At 56.5% G+C, this 17,406-nt stretch carries 13 protein-coding genes and 1 tRNA gene; 5 read left to right on the top strand and 9 right to left on the bottom strand.

What is annotated here, in order from left to right; translation table 11 throughout:
- Window positions 1–65: 65 nt before the first annotated feature.
- A tRNA-Arg gene (locus PSR62_RS17075) sits at window positions 66–139 on the top strand.
- A gap of 492 nt (window positions 140–631) precedes the next feature.
- On the opposite strand, the gene pdeM is transcribed toward PSR62_RS17075, so the two are convergent.
- Together pdeM and PSR62_RS17085 are read right to left on the bottom strand one after the other, a co-directional pair.
- On the bottom strand, window positions 632–1,294 hold the full coding sequence (gene pdeM / locus PSR62_RS17080; protein WP_274404217.1) for a ligase-associated DNA damage response endonuclease PdeM: 663 nt from the start codon (window positions 1,292–1,294) through the stop codon (window positions 632–634).
- Window positions 1,291–3,762, bottom strand: a complete 2,472-nt coding sequence (locus PSR62_RS17085) for a ligase-associated DNA damage response DEXH box helicase (RefSeq protein WP_274408247.1) — start codon at window positions 3,760–3,762, stop codon at window positions 1,291–1,293. The genes pdeM and PSR62_RS17085 overlap by 4 nt, the downstream gene beginning before the upstream one ends.
- Before the next feature lie 1,307 nt (window positions 3,763–5,069).
- Here PSR62_RS17085 and PSR62_RS17090 point away from each other — a divergent pair.
- A complete protein-coding gene (locus PSR62_RS17090; protein ID WP_274408248.1) occupies window positions 5,070–5,546 on the top strand; it encodes a transposase in 477 nt (158 codons plus the stop codon).
- Window positions 5,547–5,781: 235 nt separating this feature from the next.
- Here the strand turns inward: PSR62_RS17090 and PSR62_RS17095 are convergent, their stop codons facing one another.
- The 5 genes from PSR62_RS17095 to PSR62_RS17115 are packed head-to-tail and all read right to left on the bottom strand — an operon-like array spanning window position 5,782 to window position 11,569.
- Window positions 5,782–7,503 (bottom strand): ATP-dependent DNA ligase, encoded by a 1,722-nt coding sequence (locus PSR62_RS17095; protein ID WP_274404218.1) that lies wholly within the window; start codon window positions 7,501–7,503, stop codon window positions 5,782–5,784.
- On the bottom strand, window positions 7,500–8,534 hold the full coding sequence (locus PSR62_RS17100) for a ligase-associated DNA damage response exonuclease (protein WP_274404219.1): 1,035 nt from the start codon (window positions 8,532–8,534) through the stop codon (window positions 7,500–7,502). The genes PSR62_RS17095 and PSR62_RS17100 overlap by 4 nt, the downstream gene beginning before the upstream one ends.
- Window positions 8,531–9,961, bottom strand: coding sequence for a UdgX family uracil-DNA binding protein (locus tag PSR62_RS17105; protein ID WP_274404220.1), 1,431 nt, complete (start codon window positions 9,959–9,961; stop codon window positions 8,531–8,533). The genes PSR62_RS17100 and PSR62_RS17105 overlap by 4 nt, the downstream gene beginning before the upstream one ends.
- Window positions 9,962–9,966: 5 nt before the next feature.
- Window positions 9,967–11,220, bottom strand: a complete 1,254-nt coding sequence (locus tag PSR62_RS17110) for a putative DNA modification/repair radical SAM protein (protein ID WP_274404221.1) — start codon at window positions 11,218–11,220, stop codon at window positions 9,967–9,969.
- A 46-nt stretch (window positions 11,221–11,266) separates the two neighbouring features.
- Entirely contained in the window at window positions 11,267–11,569 is a 303-nt protein-coding gene (locus PSR62_RS17115; protein WP_274404222.1) for a hypothetical protein, read from the bottom strand.
- Between the two features lie 176 nt (window positions 11,570–11,745).
- On the opposite strand from PSR62_RS17115, the gene PSR62_RS17120 reads away from it, so the two are divergent.
- The 3 genes from PSR62_RS17120 to PSR62_RS17130 are packed head-to-tail and all read left to right on the top strand — an operon-like array spanning window position 11,746 to window position 12,846.
- On the top strand, window positions 11,746–11,937 hold the full coding sequence (locus PSR62_RS17120; RefSeq protein WP_274404223.1) for a zinc ribbon domain-containing protein: 192 nt from the start codon (window positions 11,746–11,748) through the stop codon (window positions 11,935–11,937).
- A gap of 2 nt (window positions 11,938–11,939) precedes the next feature.
- Window positions 11,940–12,155, top strand: a complete 216-nt coding sequence (locus PSR62_RS17125; RefSeq protein ID WP_274404224.1) for a DUF2945 domain-containing protein — start codon at window positions 11,940–11,942, stop codon at window positions 12,153–12,155.
- Entirely contained in the window at window positions 12,142–12,846 is a 705-nt protein-coding gene (locus PSR62_RS17130) for an endonuclease III domain-containing protein (protein ID WP_274404225.1), read from the top strand. The genes PSR62_RS17125 and PSR62_RS17130 overlap by 14 nt, the downstream gene beginning before the upstream one ends.
- Window positions 12,847–12,916: 70 nt before the next feature.
- Here PSR62_RS17130 and PSR62_RS17135 read toward each other — a convergent pair whose 3' ends face one another.
- Both PSR62_RS17135 and PSR62_RS17140 read right to left on the bottom strand, forming a co-directional pair.
- The gene (locus PSR62_RS17135; RefSeq protein ID WP_274404226.1) at window positions 12,917–13,963 is read right to left on the bottom strand and encodes a molybdopterin-dependent oxidoreductase; all 1,047 of its coding nucleotides are present in this window, start codon (window positions 13,961–13,963) and stop codon (window positions 12,917–12,919) included.
- A gap of 59 nt (window positions 13,964–14,022) precedes the next feature.
- Complete coding sequence (locus PSR62_RS17140) at window positions 14,023–17,406, bottom strand: M56 family metallopeptidase (protein WP_274404227.1); 3,384 nt, start codon at window positions 17,404–17,406, stop codon at window positions 14,023–14,025.

Consider the following 17,406-nt stretch of genomic DNA (forward strand, 5'->3'; position numbering starts at 1 on the left):
CCAGCCGATATTTTCACGCCCACGCGAGCGACGCGAAAGCGATTCGCCGCTCAACAATTCATGCCGCACCCCTAGCTCAATTGGATAGAGCATCGGTCTACGAAACCGAAGGTTACTGGTTCGAACCCAGTGGGGTGTACTCAAGAAGCCGTGTTCAGCCATCCGCTGACGCGGCTTTTTTTGTGCGCCTGCACCATCCGCCGAACAACAACCGCGGAGCGGTGGCATCCGCCTGCCTTGGGTTTCAACCCAAGGTGAACGCCATCAACAACACGGAACAAGCCGCGGAGCGGCGACAGCGAAGCCTCGCAAAGAGGGGGTTGCTTGGTTGCTGCCACCCCGCCTGTCGTCGCTCCGCGACTGGTTGGTTTGGTTCGGCTTCCCGGGACCTTGGGTTGAAACCCAAGGCTCATCGGCTGCCGTCACTCCGTGACTGTTGAACGTGCACCTTGCCCGGTCGAACGCCGGGGTGATGAATGCGGTCACCATGGTGGCTCGGTCAGGAAGGTGGCTGGCATCATCCGGCATCATCCGCCGAGCAAGAACCGCGGAGCGGTGGAATCTGTCAGCCTTGGGTTTCAACCCAAGGTTGGCGAGATCAACAACCCAAACAAGCCGCGGAGGGTTCGTTTCACAGCTCGATGATTTCATTGTCGGCGACCAACCAGGTTCGGTCCCCGTTCTGGGGCTGCACGACGTGGGTTCCGGTGAACTCGCCGATGGCTGGAAAGACGAGACAGCCGGACGAATACCAGAAGCACGGCAGCTTCCCAAATGATTCGCGTCCCGAGCCGATTCGAATCGCTGGGTGCAAATGACCGCAAAGCAACAGGGCGGCTCCGTCGGGCACTGAGCCAGGATGGTGCGAAAGCGCCAGTTGCCCCATTCGTTCTCCTTCTGCGACTGTTCGAATCGGCCATTCGAGGGGCAAATTCCCGACGTGTGCGTCGTGGTTGCCTTCGACCAGCAGGAACTCCACGGATGGGTGCTCAGCAAAAAACGATTCGACGGCGGCGACGGTCTCGGTCGTGAGCGATGATCTCGCGTGGAACAGGTCCCCGAGAATCACCAAGCGAGACGCATTTGTATCGACCAACAATCGTGAGATTGTTTGGAGCGTCCCACCACTGCTTCCCAGTGGCACCGGAAACCCATGTCGGCGAAACGTGGCATCCTTTCCCAAATGCGGGTCGGCGACAAACAGCGTGTCTTGCGCCGGGCAAAACGCTGCCCGCGCAGCGAAGAGTTGCCATTCGGTCCCGGCCAGAGTCGTGCATACGGAGCCCGACGTCACGGCTTTCCCGCAGCATGTTCGAGGTCTTCTTGCATCCGCCGAATTCGATCGGCCAAAGTTTCACTGCTGACCCGCTCCCGCAGCTTGTCGACCCAAAGCCCGAACGACAAGGGCGTCACTCGCTTCGGTTCATTGACAACGATGCGGCTGGCTTGCATTCGCAGCAACGCCAGACGCATTCGCGACGATTCCAATTGCTGCTCCAACACTTCCCGGCGGCTTTGTTCCAAGAGCATGTTGCTCGGATCGTACTGGCAGAAGACATCGAAGAAGAGATTGCTGCTGGCTTGCAGATGACCGGCACTTTTTCGCCGACCGGGCAGGCCGGGGTGAATCAGACCGGCGACGCGTGCAATCTGACGAAACTGTCGCTTCGCCATCTCCGTCGAATTCATGCTTTGCAAAATTTCTGCGACTAAATCTCCGGTCGCGAACACCCCGGCGGTCACGGCCTGCTCGACCTGGATCGGCGTGGGGGACTGCAACACGATGCCGTGGTCGTTGCAGCCGATGGAAAACGTTTGCTTCCGCAGCCTCGACATGCGATACGCAAACAGGGCTGCCAGACCTTCATGAACGAGGCGCCCCTCAAACGGATACAAGAACACGTGGTGACCGCCGCGAGTCTTCACCTTCTCCATCAACACCTCATCCCTGCGTGGCAGAGTGCTCCACTGAGCTTGCAATTCCAACAATGGTTTCAGCGACTTCATCTCTCGACCGACGAACGTCCCCTCGGAAGCTTGTTCAATCCGTCGTCGCAAACCGTCACTCAATTCGCTTGAAAGCGGCATTCGGGCCCCCATCCATCGTGGCACCGTGTCTGGTTTCCCGGTTGCCCGACGGACGTAGGCCGCGTTGTCCTTGACACGAACCAGCTCCACCAACCGACCAGCAAACAAAAACTTGTTGCCGGGCTGAAGCTTTGACAGGAAGCTCTCCTCCGCGGTTCCGAGTGTCTTCCCCTTTAGGAATTTCACCTGCATTGATGCATCAGCGACGATCGTGCCAATGTTCATGCGATGGTTGGTGATCGTCCGACGCTGTGTCACCTGGAATCGATCGTCCGCCACCTCGACGCGGTGGTAGTCAGGGTACGCTTCCAGTGATTCGCCCCCGCGAACGACAAAGTCCAAGACCCATTGCCACTCGAGATCGGTCAGTGATCGATAGGCATGCGCCGTGCGCACTTCTCTCAACAGAGCATCCTTGGTGAATCCGCCGCCAATCGCGATCGTCACGACGTGTTGAGCGAGCACATCGAGCGGCTTGTTCAACATCGGCCGAGCCTCCAAACGCCCCCTGCCAATGGCATCCTGTGCAGCAGCCAACTCGATCAGTTCAATCGCGTTGGTGGGAACAAACACCAACCGGCTGGTGGCGTCCGGTTGATGCCCGCTTCGGCCGGCGCGTTGAAGCAATCGCGCGGCACCTTTGGGACTACCGATTTGGATCACTAAATCAACGGCGGTGAAGTCCACTCCCAGATCCAAACTGCTGGTGCAAACAACTGCTCGCAGTCGCCCTGCACGCAGCCCATCCTCCACCCACCGCCGCACGGACATGTCCAGCGATCCGTGATGGATCGCGATCTGACCAGCCCATTCCGGTTTCTGCTTCAACAGTTGTTGATACCAGATCTCGGTTTGTGATCGAGTGTTCGTGAAAACCAATGCACTGTTGACTGTTTCCAACAATTGCACGACCTGAGGCACCATCTTGGTGCCGATATGTCCCGACCAGGGAAAACGATCCATCTTTGCCGGAATGATGGACTCCAGTTTGATCTTCTTCTTTTTATGTCCTTCCACCACTTTGACTCGGTCGGTCGGGGTGTCCCCCATTAAAGCCTCACAGGCCTGTGTCAAATTGCCCAGCGTGGCCGACACACCCCAGATCCGCAGATCGGGATTGAGTGAGCGAAGCCGCGACAGCGCCAACTCCGTTTGAATGCCACGCTTCGTCCCAAGGAGTTCGTGCCATTCGTCAACGATCACACATTCCAATTGCGTCAACTGCGCCAGCAGCTTCTCATGCGTCAACATCAACGAGAGACTTTCCGGCGTGGTGATGAGTGCCGTCGGAAGTTTCTTCAGTTGCCGCTGCTTCGCACTCTGTTTGCTGTCGCCCGTTCTGGACTCAAGCGTCCACGGCAGACCAAGCGCGTCGAGCGGTGCCCGGAGCGATTTCTCTGTGTCGCCGGCCAACGCACGCAGCGGTGTGATCCAGAGGACGCGGGCCGGTGGACTTCGTTTGGGATTCCATTTCGTCCTGTCGGGGTTCTCCTGCAGCCATTTCAGAATCGGTCCCATCCAGACACCCAGTGTCTTTCCGGTCCCGGTCGCAGAGTGCAACATCCCGCTGAAGCCATCGCGATAGCTCCGCCAAACCGTCCGTTGAAACGCAAACGGCTTCCACCCAATCGACATAAAATAGCGGTCGATGGTCTGAGAGGGCGTTGCGGGCATGAGCTTGAGAGATTTGATCAAAGGATCCGATTGGCGGCTTGGAATGATCGTCAGGGATTTGCTGCTCCAGCAAAATGAACCGCAGCGGTCGTCCGTCGACAACGCAATCGGTGTGCCACCGAGCGAAGTCATCATCACAACCCGACGCGTCAGCGAGGGACTCACCACCGAGCAGCACGGTCCCTCGCTCACGCGTCGGGTTGGGAATGTCACCAAGCTCACGTCATTCGCCGTGAAGCGCAACCGTCCAAACGAGTGGCCCATCGCCTTGATAGAATCGCGTGCGCCTCATCATCACAACCCGACGCGTCAGCGAGGGACTCACCACCGAGCAGCACGGTCCCTCGCTCACGCGTCGGGTTGGGAATGTCACCAAGCTCACGTCATTCGCCGTGAAACGCAACTGTCCAAACGAGTGGCCAATCGCCTTGATAGAATCGCGTGCGCCTCATCATCCCAACCCGACGCGTCAGCGAGGGACTCACCACCGAGCAGCACGGTCCCTCGCTCACGCGTCGGGTTGGGATTGCCACCAAGCTCACGTCATTCGCAGTGAAACGCAACCGTCCAAATGAGTGGCCCATCGCCTTGATAGAATCGCGTGCGCCTCATCATCCCAACCCGACGCGTCAGCGAGGGACTCACCACCGAGCAGCACGGTCCCTCGCTCACCCGTCGGGTTGGGATTGCCACCAAACTCACGTCATTCGCAGTGAAACGCAACCGTCCAAATGAGTGGCCCATCGCCTTGATAGAATCGTGTGCGCCTCATCATCACAACCCGACGCGTCAGCGAGGGACTCCTCACCGAGCAGCACGGTCCCTCGCTCACCCGTCGGGTTGGGAATGTCACCAAGCTCACGTCATTCGCAGTGAAACGCAACCGTCCAAATGAATGGCCAATCGCCTTGATAGAATCGAGTGAGTCTCATCATCACAACCCGACGCGTCAGCGAGGGACTCACCACCGAGCTGCATGGTCCCTCGCTCACGCGTCGGGTTGGGATTGCCACCAAGCTCACGTCATTCGCAGTGAAACGCAACCGTCCAAATGAATGGCCCATCGCCTTGATCGAATCGCGTGCGCCTCATCTTCCCAACCCGACGCGTCAGCGAGGGACTCCTCACCGAGCAGCACGGTCCCTCGCTCACCCGTCGGGTTGGGATTGTCACCAAGCTCACGTCATTCGCAGTGAAACGCAACCGTCCAAACGAGTGGCCCATCGCCTTGATAGAATCGCGTGCGCCTCATCATCACAACCCGACGCGTCAGCGAGGGACTCCTCCAGATGGTTCACAACGTGTCAATGCAAGATCCGTTCGCATTCTTCATCACTTGGCCAACGTATGGGACCTGGCTTCCTGGCAACGATCGCGGATGGGTCGAGTATCACCATGGGTGGCAATTGCCCAATCGAAATCTCGAGTCAATGTGCACGACACAAATGAAGGAGAAGCAGTGCCTGCTCGATCCAGGCGAGCGAAAAATTGTCATCGCTCAAGTATCAGAAACTTGCCAATTTCGAGACTGGACGTTGCACGCGATTGATTGCCGATCCAATCATGCACACATCGTGGTCAGCGGTGCCAAGACGGCCCCCAAGAAGATTCGCAAGGATATCAAAGCATGGTGTACACGAAGGTTGAAAGAAAGGTCGAATCAAAATCGCTCCAATTGGTGGGCGGAGAGAGGAAGTATTCGATACATCTGGAACGAAGACTCGCTCGCGAGAGTCGTGTTGTACGTCACTGAAGCTCAAGATCGAAAGGGACTGGAACGATAGCTGCTCGACGCCCGAGGGACTCCTCACCGAGCAGCACGGTCCCTCGCTCACGCGTCGGGTTGGGAATGTCACCAAGCTCACGTCATTCGCCGTGAAACGCAACCGTCCAAATGAGTGGCCCATCGCCTTGATAGAATCGAGTGCGCCTCATCATCCCAACCCGACGCGTCAGCGAGGGACTCCTCACCGAGCAGCACGGTCCCTTGCTCACGCGTCGGGTTGGGATAGACATTCGTCAGGGCAGCAATTCGAGTAGCTCGCTGAGCTGGTTCGCGTCGGCCGCCTGTTTGTCGTGACGCCAACGCAGAATCCTTGGAAACCGCGTTGCAACGCCGCTCTTGTGTCGCGGACTGCGCTGCAATCCCTCAAACGCAAGCTCCATCACCAGCTCAGGCGACACGCTGCGCACCGGTCCAAATGATTCCTTGGTATGGCGACGAACAAACCGATCGACTTTCCGAATCTCGGCATCCGTCAGTCCGCTGTAGGCTTTTGCAAAGGGAACCAGTTTCTCTTCGTCCCACAGTGCAAACGTGTAATCCGTGTACAGACTCGCCCGCCTGCCGTGTCCCTTTTGTGCATAGATCAAAACAGCGTCGATCGTGTATGGCTGGACCTTCCATTTCCACCACGTTCCTCGAACACGCCCGGTGTCGTAGACGGCTTGCTTGTGCTTCAGCATCAAACCTTCGGCGTTCTGTTGGCGACTTGATTCGCGGATCTTCCGCCAGGTGTCCCACGAGGATCCCTCGATCAACTTCGTCGCACGGAGGTGCGGGTGCTCGATCGATCGCAACAGTGACTCGAGTCGCTGACGACGTTCGCTGAACGGGAGCGATCGTATATCGCTGCCACCGTCTTCCAGCAGATCAAAGGCATGGAAGACAACCGGAACTTCCGACAAAAGCTTCTTGCCAACAGTCTTTCGACCAATCCGTCGTTGCAACGCGGAAAATGGAAGCACTTCCCCATCCGATTTTGCCGCCAGGATTTCCCCGTCCAGCACGGTCCCGTTCGGCAAGCAGGCGGCGGCTTCGTCAATCTCCGGCCAACGATTTTCCATCAGATCTTCCCCGCGTGACCAAACAAAGGTTTCGCCCGCTCGCCGGATCACCTGGCCGCGAATGCCATCCCATTTCCATTCCGCCACGTAATTCGAAACGTCGCCCAGTGGTTCTGGTCCGAGCTCATTGTCGAGTGCGTGAGCCAAACAAAACGGGTATGGCTGGCTGAGTCTCGTGTCCTGGGTGTCGGAGTCAATCAGTTGCTGGAAGAACTCAACCGATGGTTTCCAATTTCCCATCAGACGGTGTGCAATCACATCAGCGGGAATCTGATATCGGTCCGCGATCGCGCGTGTCACCAAGCGTTTGCTGACCCCAACACGAAACGCTCCCGTGATCAGCTTCATCACCACAAAGCGAACGTGAACGGGCGTTTGTTCCCAGATCGTGAAAATCGCTGCCCGCTGATCGTCCTCTTCCATGTTGCGAAGCGGCAACAGACGCTGGGTGACCCAGCCCGCAAGGCTGTCATCTCCGGCCGAGGTCTTGCATCCGGTTTCGAAGAATTCGGACTTATCCAACATTGGGGAACTCAACGCGGACTCGTTGCCTTCGCATTCACTGGACTCCCTCGGAGGCAGCGCGAGGTTGGCTCCCGTCCATTCCTGCTCTTCGCCCACCGGAACCACCAACGCCAAGGTCTCCGCGAGGTCGCCGACTGCGTGATACGACTCCTCGAACAACCAAGTAGGAATCCCAGCTTGTTCCGCAGCCCAAACTCGCAACCGTTTAGTTGGCACAAGCTGACGAAGTTTGCTGCCTGAAAGAAAGTGAATCGCCCAGGCTGCGTCCAACCCGTCCACTTCGCCGAAGTAGGCCGACATGGCTGCAATCTTCTCGTTCGTTTTCGTTGTCGAATCCAACGTGTTGTAGAGCTGTGCGAACCGAATCATGAACCGGTCTCCGATTCGGCAAGATGCTCCGCCGCCTCGGCATCTTCGTCGCTTTCGCCACGAGAGGATGATTCCAAGACCTCCGCCTGACGACCTTGCTCGGTGAGGTAGCGTGCCACGACCGCACTGTACCCGTGCGTGACCCAAACCGTTTCGGGATCGCACGCCTCGACGGCCTGCATCAGCGAAGGCCAATCGACATGATCGCTGACGATAAAACCACGATCCACGCTGCGACGTCGCCGCGCCCCGCGAACCGCCATCCAACCACTGGCCATCGCCGTGCTGACACGTCCGAACTTTCGCATCCACGGCGTCCCATGCGAACTGGGTACCGCCACCACCATCCCGCCCTTCCAATCATGTTTGCCCTCGATCGAGCCAACGTAAGTCGTTTCGGGCATCGCGACTCCTGAATCCCGGTACGCTTGAGTCCCTTTTTCAACTGCCCCATGGGTGTAGATCGGCCCAATGGTTGTGTCCAATTCCGCCAGCAACCTCTGGCTCTTTCCAACCGCGTATCCATACAACACGCAACACTTGCCATCATCGCGGCTCTCTCGCCACCACTGATTGATCGCGGACGTTGTCACCTCGTCCGGTTGCCAGCGATAAACTGGCAATCCAAACGTCGACTCGGTGACCATCAGGTGACACCGGATCGGCTGCCAGCTTTCGCAGGTTGGATCGTCGCCGAGTTTGTAATCACCGGTGACCACTTCGACGCGGCCTCGATATTCCAGTCGAACTTGGGCGGAACCCAGGATGTGGCCGGCAGGATGGAAGCTGATGTCGATTCCGGCAATCGAAACGGATTCGCCATAGTTCAAAAACTCGAACTCGGCATCATCGTTCATCCGCATTCGCAGCAGGTGCTCGCTGGGTTTGGCCGCCAAGTACCGGCGGCAGCCCCAACGGGCGTGGTCCGTGTGCGCGTGACTGACAACGGCCCGTTCAACTGGGCGGTTGGGGTCAATGTAAAAGCCACCGCGTGCGCAATACAAACCGGTGGGCGTTGATTCCAGAATCATGCTTGGCTCGCCGCGATTCTCAGGTCACCGACAAGTTGTTCTTGCATCTGGAATCGCCGTGATTCATCCGGCATCCTCAGAACGGCAGCGGGGTGCCAAGTCGCAAACGTCCGGTCGCACCACTCGGTTTGCATCCGCATCCCACGCGATTTCGTGATGCGGAAATCGCGTCCCAACAAAGCTTGCGACGGGGTCGCTCCCAGGCACACGATTGTCTTCGGCGCGATCACTGCCAACTCCGCTTCCAACCAAGGCCGACAAGCGTAAATCTCACGTGAGTTTGGCTTCTGATGCAATCTCCTTTTCCCTCGCTCGGTGAACTTGAAATGCTTGACGGTGTTGGTGACATAGACGTCGTCGCGATCGATCCCAGCCTGCGACAAGCACTCGTTGAGGAGTTGCCCAGCGGGACCGACGAACGGTTTGCCTTGAAGGTCTTCCTGGTCGCCGGGCTGCTCACCGATCAGGACTATCCTGGAATCTGGATTGCCTTCGCCAAAGACGACTTGCGTTGCAGCATGGCACAGATCGCAGGCCGAACATTGCCGCGCCGCCAGAGCAAGCTTGGGAAGATCGATCTCTGACGGCATGAAGTGCATCGCCGTCTGGCCAAATCCTTCGTGCGTTTCAATCATCTTCTCGACACGAGTCGGTGCTTGCTCAAGAAGCTCCGGTATCAACTCCGCTTCAGGCAATGTCGCCCAATGACGCACTGGCATCTCACGTTTCATCGTCGCAACCTTCACCCGAGCCGGATTGAAGATGGACGCGTAGTAAGTCTTCCAAAGCTCTTCCAGCGAATCTTCACTGTCCACTTGGCTGGCGGGTACCCCGCGTCCAAATTGCAATTCGCTTTGGTCCCAGGACGCTGATTCATCCGGTGTAAAAATGGACCAGTGCATCCCTTTGAAACGTCTCGCGAAGAACGGAGCCGCCAGACGCACGATCCGGTGGTCCGGACGATGCCAAGCCACAAAGGTCTCGGGGTCATCAGCGACCTTTCGAAACCGCACAAACGCTTTCATCTTGTGAACGTCCCGCGTGACCGCCTTCTGCATCTGTGTCAGTTGGTAGACATCGTCGTCGGTTGTGATCTTCAGCAATTCACGCTGCTCGCTGAGGATCCGCCACAAGGTTCGGTAGAGCAGTTCCCAGCGACCGGCGTCGCGATGGCAGGCGACCTTTTCGGCGAGATCGAGAAAGGAACGCGGAACGGTCGTCTCTGAACTCGCCACGCCGTTCGGCTTGCCAGTGGACTCATCAATCGGCTGGCTGGCTTCCGAGCCCTTCGATGAGTCCTCAAACAGACTCGGTTGGTCTGGATCCGCTTGCCAACGGACATCGGCAGGACGCACGCCCAACCTGAGCAGCCGTCTGGCCTCGGTTCGCCACTGTGGAAAACTCTCAACGCAATTTGTCTGAATCATGGACATCAAACCTCCCCTGAAATCGCCGACGTGGAGGCATCAAACAGCAACAACTGAGTCGTCGGTGGCTTGGCACGTTCCCCAAGATCGAGCTTGTCCAGGCTGGCCAGTCCAGGATTGTGGTCGGCCGTTTCGACAAACCATTTGGTTCGTTTCCAAGCAACACGCAATTTCCGCAGATCCGCCGATCGCAGACTTTGGAACTTGCGGATCTTCAAAATGCGGTCCACGCTGCGAACACCAATCCCGGGAATGCGAAGCAACTCTTCCCGGCTGGCTCGATTCACGTCCACTGGAAAGAAGTGGCGGTTTGCGATCGCCCATGCCAGTTTGGGATCCATTTCCAGTGACAAATTCGAGTCGCTCTCCGCGACAATTTCACTGGCGTCAAACCCGTAAAATCGCATCAGCCAATCGGCTTGGTACAAGCGATGTTCACGCACCAGTGGAGGCGATTGCCCAGGCAGTCGTGCGTCGGCGTGAGGGATCGGGCTGTAGGCTGAGTAGTACACACGCCGGAGACGTTGACCGGCGTACAACTCGGAAGCCGTCTTGAGTATTTCCAGATCGGGAGTCGGTGTCGCTCCGACAATCATTTGGGTGCTTTGGCCGGCCGGTGCGAATCGCGGCGGCTTGAAACCAGACTTCTGTTCCTCCTTCGTCTCATCGATCTTTTCGCGAATCCCACTCATCGTGTCGACGATTTGCGGCTTCTTCTTTTCTGGAGCAAGTTGCACCAAGTCGCTTTCGGTGGGCAGCTCGATGTTGACACTCAGCCGATCGGCCCATGCACCCGCTTGCTCGATCAGTCCCTGCGAGGCGTTGGGGATCGTCTTCAAATGAATGTAGCCGCCGAAATGTTGGTCGGTCCGAAGCCGGCGTGCCACCTCGATCAGCTGCTCCATCGTGTAGTCCGAGTTTTGGATGATCCCAGAACTCAGAAACAGTCCTTCGATGTAGTTGCGTTTGTAGAATTCCATCGTCAACGAAACGACTTCATCGACGGTGAAACGAGCGCGAGGCGTGTCGCTGGAGATGCGATTCACGCAGTACTGACAATCGTAGATGCAATAGTTTGTCAGCAGAATCTTCAACAGCGAGACGCAGCGACCATCGGGCGTGTAGCTGTGACAAATTCCCATTCCCTCCGTGCTGCCGATCTGACTGCCGGGACGAGTCCCCTTCGCTCCGCTGCTGGCGCACGACGCATCGTACTTCGCCGCATCAGCGAGGATCGTCAGTTTGTCACGAACTTCCATTGGCGAATGACTCGTTTGGGGACTCGCCAGAATTCCGTGGTTCGGTTCACGCTTCCGTGACGAGCAGGAACTCTGGCGAATCCCACTCCAACGACAACACATTATGCGGGTCCGCAAAGCCCATGCCGATGTCGCCATGCAATGAGACAGCGGTTGCCAACGAGTTGCCTGACAACGGCGGTTCGACCACCAAGCGGACGCAAACCAACTCGATCGCAAGGTGTCCTCGCAGCAACTGCTGGCCGTTGGCAGCGGATCCCGCAAGCTGCCCTGCCACGGCGCAAACTGGCGGTTTGATACAACGCTCCTTGTTCAACGCTCCCTTCAATGAATTCGAATTCTGCAGCAATCCCGATCGTTCGTTGGTCTGACTTCTGAATGCCTGCCAGGCCTGGGCACTGGCACCGCATGAGCAATCCCGAGATTGTCTTGGCCCCGTTGGCACAGGAGATGCATTCACGATGCATCAACGCGAAAACGATCACCACGACAGCACCTTCCCTGACAAGAGAGAACCAATCAGCAATGAACACTCCATTGAATCACGTCACATGTCCGCAGTGTGGGAAAGTGGTTGATGACCGCGTTCCCGCCTGCCCTGACTGCGGGGAAAAGATCTACGTCAACGTGCCTGGCGACATCACCCCAACGAAGCATCCACCGTTGGATTCACACGACTCAGTTCAAGAACCGAAAAACTCACAAAGAGATAACTGAAAATGGCAAAGTACAACGAAGGGTCCAGCGTGAAGTGGAAGTGGGGGAACGGATACGGACACGGAACGGTGCAATCCAGCTTCACCCAAAAGGTAACGCGGAAAATTGATGGCTCGGAAATCACGCGAGATGGCTCGGAAGAGAACCCTGCCTACTATGTTGCGGTTGACGATGCGAACAATGTGCTGAAGCTTGAAAGCGAACTTGAGAGCGATTGATGAATCACTGACACCGATGTCGAAACAGCAACTGCCGCCGGAAAACATCGAGCGGGTCTTCCAAATCCTCTCCCGAGAAATGCCAGGTCGTGCTCCGGGTGCGATGGGACCAAAGGGACAACCCAACCCGTTTCGCACGTGCATCTCTTGCATGCTGTCCGCCCAGTCACGGGATGCCAACACGGCCTCCGCGACAGCGGCTTTGTTCAAGCTGGCGAGGTCTCCCCGAACCATGCTCCAACTGAGCGAGAGTCAAATCTCGGAAGCGATCAAGCCGTGTGGTCTGTACAACGTCAAAACCAAAAACGTTCGCAAATTCTGCCGAGCGTTGCTGGATGAATTTGGTGGAGTTGTCCCCAGCACCCGTGCGCAATTGATGCAGCTCCCCGGTATCGGCCGAAAGTGTGCCGACATTGTGATGCAGTTTGCCTTTGGGATCGACACAATCGCCGTTGACACACACGTTCATCGCGTTTGCAATCGGACCGGCATCGCCATCGGGACCAATGCCGAAAAAACGGCGGAAGCGTTGGACGAGATGGCTCCCCCCTGGGCTTTCGCGGAAGGGCACTTTTGGCTGATCCAGTTCGGCAAGCGTATTTGCTTGTCGCGAACGCCGAAATGCGAGACTTGCCCGATCAATGAATTCTGCCTGAAGCGAGCTGACGATCGGCGAAGCGAATCCGAGTGAGCCAAGCACCTCGGACAGTTTCAAATTGCTTGGCCGCAGTCGCTGAACATCGAGCAGACATCCACGCCGATCAATCCGACCTCGACGATTCGATCGCGTTCAGAACAAACGCCTTCTGGTCCTCAACCAACGCGTCCAAGGAGGCGACATCGAGTTGAGTGGCCGAATCAATCTTGGCAGCCAATGAAGGCATCGCGTCTCGACCAAATTGGCAAAAGGTGGCCCCAAAGAGGGACGCTCCGCGGAGGTTGCAGTGTCGAAGGTCAGCCCCAGAGAGGTCCGCTCCTTCCAGGTCCGCGTTCTCGAGGCAAGCCTCTCGAAGGTCGGCCATCTGGAGCTTCGCATTGGAGAGATTGGCGTTACGAAGCTCAGCCTGCTGAAGATTGCAGGATTGGAAATCTGCATCCCGAAGCTTCGCGTTGGTCGCTTTCAAACCGGCCAAGTCTCGATGGGACGCTTGGATCCCCCGAAGATCTTGCCCTCGAAAATCTCGGGACTCGATCACTCGCAACGCGGCTTGCTTGGTCAACGTCGGTGCCATGTAGCGTTCCTCATGCCACGGATCCGCCCCGTTGTGGTAACCAGCCTCGGATTCCCAGTAGCCCAGGCGTTCTTCGTTCAAAAACTCAATCCGACGGATCCACTTCACGCTTTTGTAAAAGTACTTGCCGGGCACAACCATTCGCATCGGACCACCATTTTCCGTCGCCAGCGGCTTGCCTTCTGCTTGCAAAGCGATGATCGGGTCGAGTTCCAGCACCTCGCTGAGCGGTAGCGAAGTCGAATGATTTCGCTCACTCCTTGCGACAAACGAAACGAATTTCACTTCACCGGTCCAAATCGGCGTCCCCGAGTCGTGCAGCAAATCGAGCAAGCGCACGCCAGTGAATGACATCGCCGGTTTCGACCAACGCGTCACGCAGTGAACATCGATTTGACGAACCACCTGCGGCATCGCTTGAATCTCGTCGAGCGAAAACGTTCGCGAACTAGAGACGCAGCCACAAATCTCGAGCGACCAAGGCGAATCGGTGTCGCCCGGGTGTCGTTCACCAACAATGGGCCAACGATCACCACGAACAAGCTGTTGATTGGGAGGAAGAGTGTTGTCAGTCATACGAGGATCGTACACGCACAAGCGTTTTTGAGCGAGAACGATAGAAGCATCTGATTGGATCAATCCCGGTACAAAACGTGATTTCTCATGATCCAAAGTAGGTCTCTCCCTCCATTGATCCGTTCGATGAGTTGTCCATCTGCTCCGTACAGCAGGACACCGCCATTTGAATCGAAACCATACCGAGAGAACATCTTGGCGTTGCCGTCATCGACCGCAATTGGGAGTTGAAGCTCTCCCGCCCATGCGTCTCTGTTTTCAGGTCCTGAGATTCTGGTCCCGACGACACCAACGACTTGAACCCCTTGATCACCATAAAACTGGTGCACAAGATTCGCTTCTTGGAAACTGCGTTTCGATCGTCCGAACACAAGCAGACGAAAGTCCGCTTCTCCTGAAACAACATCGACCGGATCGCCTTGCAACCAATTCGTTGCCCTCAATGGCTGGATCGTCTCCGGAGCCTGCTGATACCGGGCCAGTTCATTGAGCTCCGCTTCCAACGCGGAGTGGACTTTGAGTTCAACGTCTTCCCAGGGCGCCGCGGCAACGTCAAACAATCGACTGGATTGCCGCAACCGTTCACCAAAGCTCGATCTGAATTTCCCATTTGCTTCGAGAGCATAATGGGCTCCTTCAATCAGTCCATCAAAATGGACGGCTCCGTCTTGGTCGGTTTGCTTGGTCCGTATGGTCGTCGACATGTTGCTCCCACGATTTGAGCGCGATGACACCTGAATTTTAAGCGAGACCGGAACATCCACCAAAGCGTTGCCGTCCGAATCAATGACGACGCCCTTTAAGCTTCCTTCGGGTGCCAGCACCATCTCGAGACGTTTCGCATCGTTTGGCAAAATCGTCACACGAGACAGCTTTTTGGTCGGATGAATCGCATAGACCACCTGACCACTTCGCCATCCACGAACAACAGCAAACTTTCCGTCAGCATCAGTCAGGATGGGCTCTTGCCGTAAACCTTGAAGAACGATGGCATTCGCAACGGGCTCGCCTGACTCAAGTAGCACTCGTCCCTGAATTGGAGCAGATCGGTTCGCGGTGAACGTTTTCATTTGAACGGTCTCGTTCGCCGCAACATGGATTTCCCGCCGATCGTTCTTCGGGATCTTCCATTGACCCTGAGTATCTTCGATTTGCACAGAGTATTCGCCTTCGGCGACCTCGCCTTCGTAATAGCCTTCCTCATCGGTGCGAAGGCGGTGCCCCTGCCGATGATTGGCGCTAAAAGAGATGGACATTTGCCCAACTCCATCGCCCGTCTCTGCATCCACTACTCGGCCTCGGACCGTTCCTGTGTGATGAAGCGAGAACTCCATCGTGGGCTTGTCTTTTCGGTAAAAATGCCAGGACCGACTGACAAGCGTTGGGTGCTTGATCGAGATGTTCGAGTTGGCATCACGTAGTCGCGTCTCAACGATCCCGTCTTCGGGGACATCACAAACGACCATGAATACGCCACCGATCTCATTGACCACCACTTCGATCTTCGCCTGATCTATTTTGTCCGAGTCGGTGGGACTTTTGACGACAAACTTGACCGGATCTCCCTTCTCGATCACGGCGGTCAAAGGTGTTTCCGAAAGAAGAGTTTCCCAAATCGGCGTTTTGGCAAATTCGGGATGCACCAGCTGAACGTCATAAAAGCTGGCTTGCGAAATGGAAGGGATCTCCATACGGCCATTTTCGTCCGACGTTGGCACAGGCAAACCGAGTTGCTCCCAGACATCACGGTACAGATACAGACTGGTCAATGTTTCGCCTTTTAACTGCAATTGATTCAGGACAGCCCCAGCCACGGGTTGCCCCTCTTCGTCGACCACATCGACAATTCCGATCGCCTCTGGCTGCAGTTCAAAATCCAGGTCGAGCAAATCAGCGTTCAACGGTGGCGAACCGGAATGGCGATGAACACGTCGCGTTTGAATTGCATAGCCGCTCGCGTAGGAATAAATGGCCAGTGATTTCAAATCTGGGTTGGTGAGTGGAATGTCAGTGAATTCGAAACGCCCCTCCGCATCCGACGCATCCACCAAGCTCACCACCTCACGCTGCTCGCTCAGTTGGTAGAAGGCAACCACCTTTGCACTTTCAATGGGTCGGCCGAACTCATCTTTGACGTATCCCGAAAAGGCCGCATTTCTCAATAGCTCTTCGCTGTCCTCGTTGGGCTGTGTGACGACCGGAGTCTGGGCCGGGGATTCGCTGGAGCCCGTGATTTGAGGCTCAATCGCCTCGACCGGGATCGCCAATTGGCTACCCATAGCCAACACCAATAGAACACCAAGCCCGATTAGCGAACGACCTTTCCAAGTCATTGCTGTTGTCCGATTTCGATTCGCGTTCAGCAGCGATTGGATTCGTTGTTCGAGCTTCCATCGCGAGGTGAACAAGCCGACCGCTCCGAACGGAACCAACGCATGATTTTGACGCTGGGTGATTTGCAATAGAGTCCGGCAATAGCTCGGCGCATCGCAATTTTCCAGCACATAGTTGTCGCAAATCTCTTCTCGGGCCTCCGCAAGACAACGATTCAGACGATGTACCAACGGGTTCCACCAATGAATTGCTGATGTGAGGTGTTGTAGGATCACAACCCATTGGTCTCGGCGTTTCACATGAGCCAGTTCATGGATCAGAACTTGACGCAAATCCGATGTCGAATCGTCCTGAACCATCTCACGAGGCAAAACGACCACCGACTGAATCAATCGAGCGGCGATGGGAATCTCGACTTGGTCAGAAGTTGCCAAACGAACGGACTCGGGTCGGATCCCGACACGTTCGCAGGCTTCGGCGAAGCATTCACACACGCGGGGGCTGGAGACAGAATTGGAGCTTCTCAGAATCTGACGCAAACGAACCAAGCCGAGCACCACTCGAATCAATCCAACGAGCGTGCCGAGCAGTGACACCACTACCAACGCCGGAAACACAAACCACGCCGCTCTCATGAATTGCCCCCTGAGCGGCTTTGCCTGGATTGCTGAATCGCGAGACGCTCCGGTCGCCAACGCGGGCTGGTACGCGTGTGATGTCACTTCCACATCGCCTTGTGACAATGCTTCATTTTCTTCCCGCGACACTTGGTCGATTGGTGTCGACTCAATGTGGCGCTCCATCAAGCTGGCCACTTCCGTTTCGGCCCGCAATTCTGCTAGCAACGGCAAAAGCATGTTGGATTCATTGTCCATCGGCGTGTCGCGTTCGCTGGCCAACAACCCCGGCAATGGGTTGCGAGAGGCGACCTGAGGCGTCCGTAGCAGCGCGATCCAGGCTGGGCTGACAAGGATCAACACCAAAGCAGAAAGAAGCATTCCGTGGCGTGCGGTTGCAAACCTTCGCAACATCCGATTGGCCGTCAAAGCCGCGAAAGAAATCAAGCCGGCGAACAGCACGCAACTGAGAACATAAGGTGGAAGATTCAT

Source organism: Rhodopirellula sp. P2 (genome assembly GCF_028768465.1).
Lineage (GTDB): Bacteria > Planctomycetota > Planctomycetia > Pirellulales > Pirellulaceae > Rhodopirellula.

What these genes read in the sequence shown, in the direction of transcription:
- PSR62_RS17085 (WP_274408247.1), bottom strand. Translation starts at nt 3,762, where the DNA reads ATGCCCGCAACGCCCTCTCAGACCATCGACCGCTATTTTATGTCGATT.
- PSR62_RS17090 (WP_274408248.1), top strand. Translation starts at nt 5,070, where the DNA reads ATGCAAGATCCGTTCGCATTCTTCATCACTTGGCCAACGTATGGGACC.
- PSR62_RS17095 (WP_274404218.1), bottom strand. Translation starts at nt 7,503, where the DNA reads ATGATTCGGTTCGCACAGCTCTACAACACGTTGGATTCGACAACGAAA.
- PSR62_RS17100 (WP_274404219.1), bottom strand. Translation starts at nt 8,534, where the DNA reads ATGATTCTGGAATCAACGCCCACCGGTTTGTATTGCGCACGCGGTGGC.
- PSR62_RS17105 (WP_274404220.1), bottom strand. Translation starts at nt 9,961, where the DNA reads ATGATTCAGACAAATTGCGTTGAGAGTTTTCCACAGTGGCGAACCGAG.
- PSR62_RS17110 (WP_274404221.1), bottom strand. Translation starts at nt 11,220, where the DNA reads ATGGAAGTTCGTGACAAACTGACGATCCTCGCTGATGCGGCGAAGTAC.
- PSR62_RS17120 (WP_274404223.1), top strand. Translation starts at nt 11,746, where the DNA reads ATGAACACTCCATTGAATCACGTCACATGTCCGCAGTGTGGGAAAGTG.
- PSR62_RS17125 (WP_274404224.1), top strand. Translation starts at nt 11,940, where the DNA reads ATGGCAAAGTACAACGAAGGGTCCAGCGTGAAGTGGAAGTGGGGGAAC.
- PSR62_RS17135 (WP_274404226.1), bottom strand. Translation starts at nt 13,963, where the DNA reads ATGACTGACAACACTCTTCCTCCCAATCAACAGCTTGTTCGTGGTGAT.
- PSR62_RS17140 (WP_274404227.1), bottom strand. Translation starts at nt 17,406, where the DNA reads ATGAATCTTCCACCTTATGTTCTCAGTTGCGTGCTGTTCGCCGGCTTG.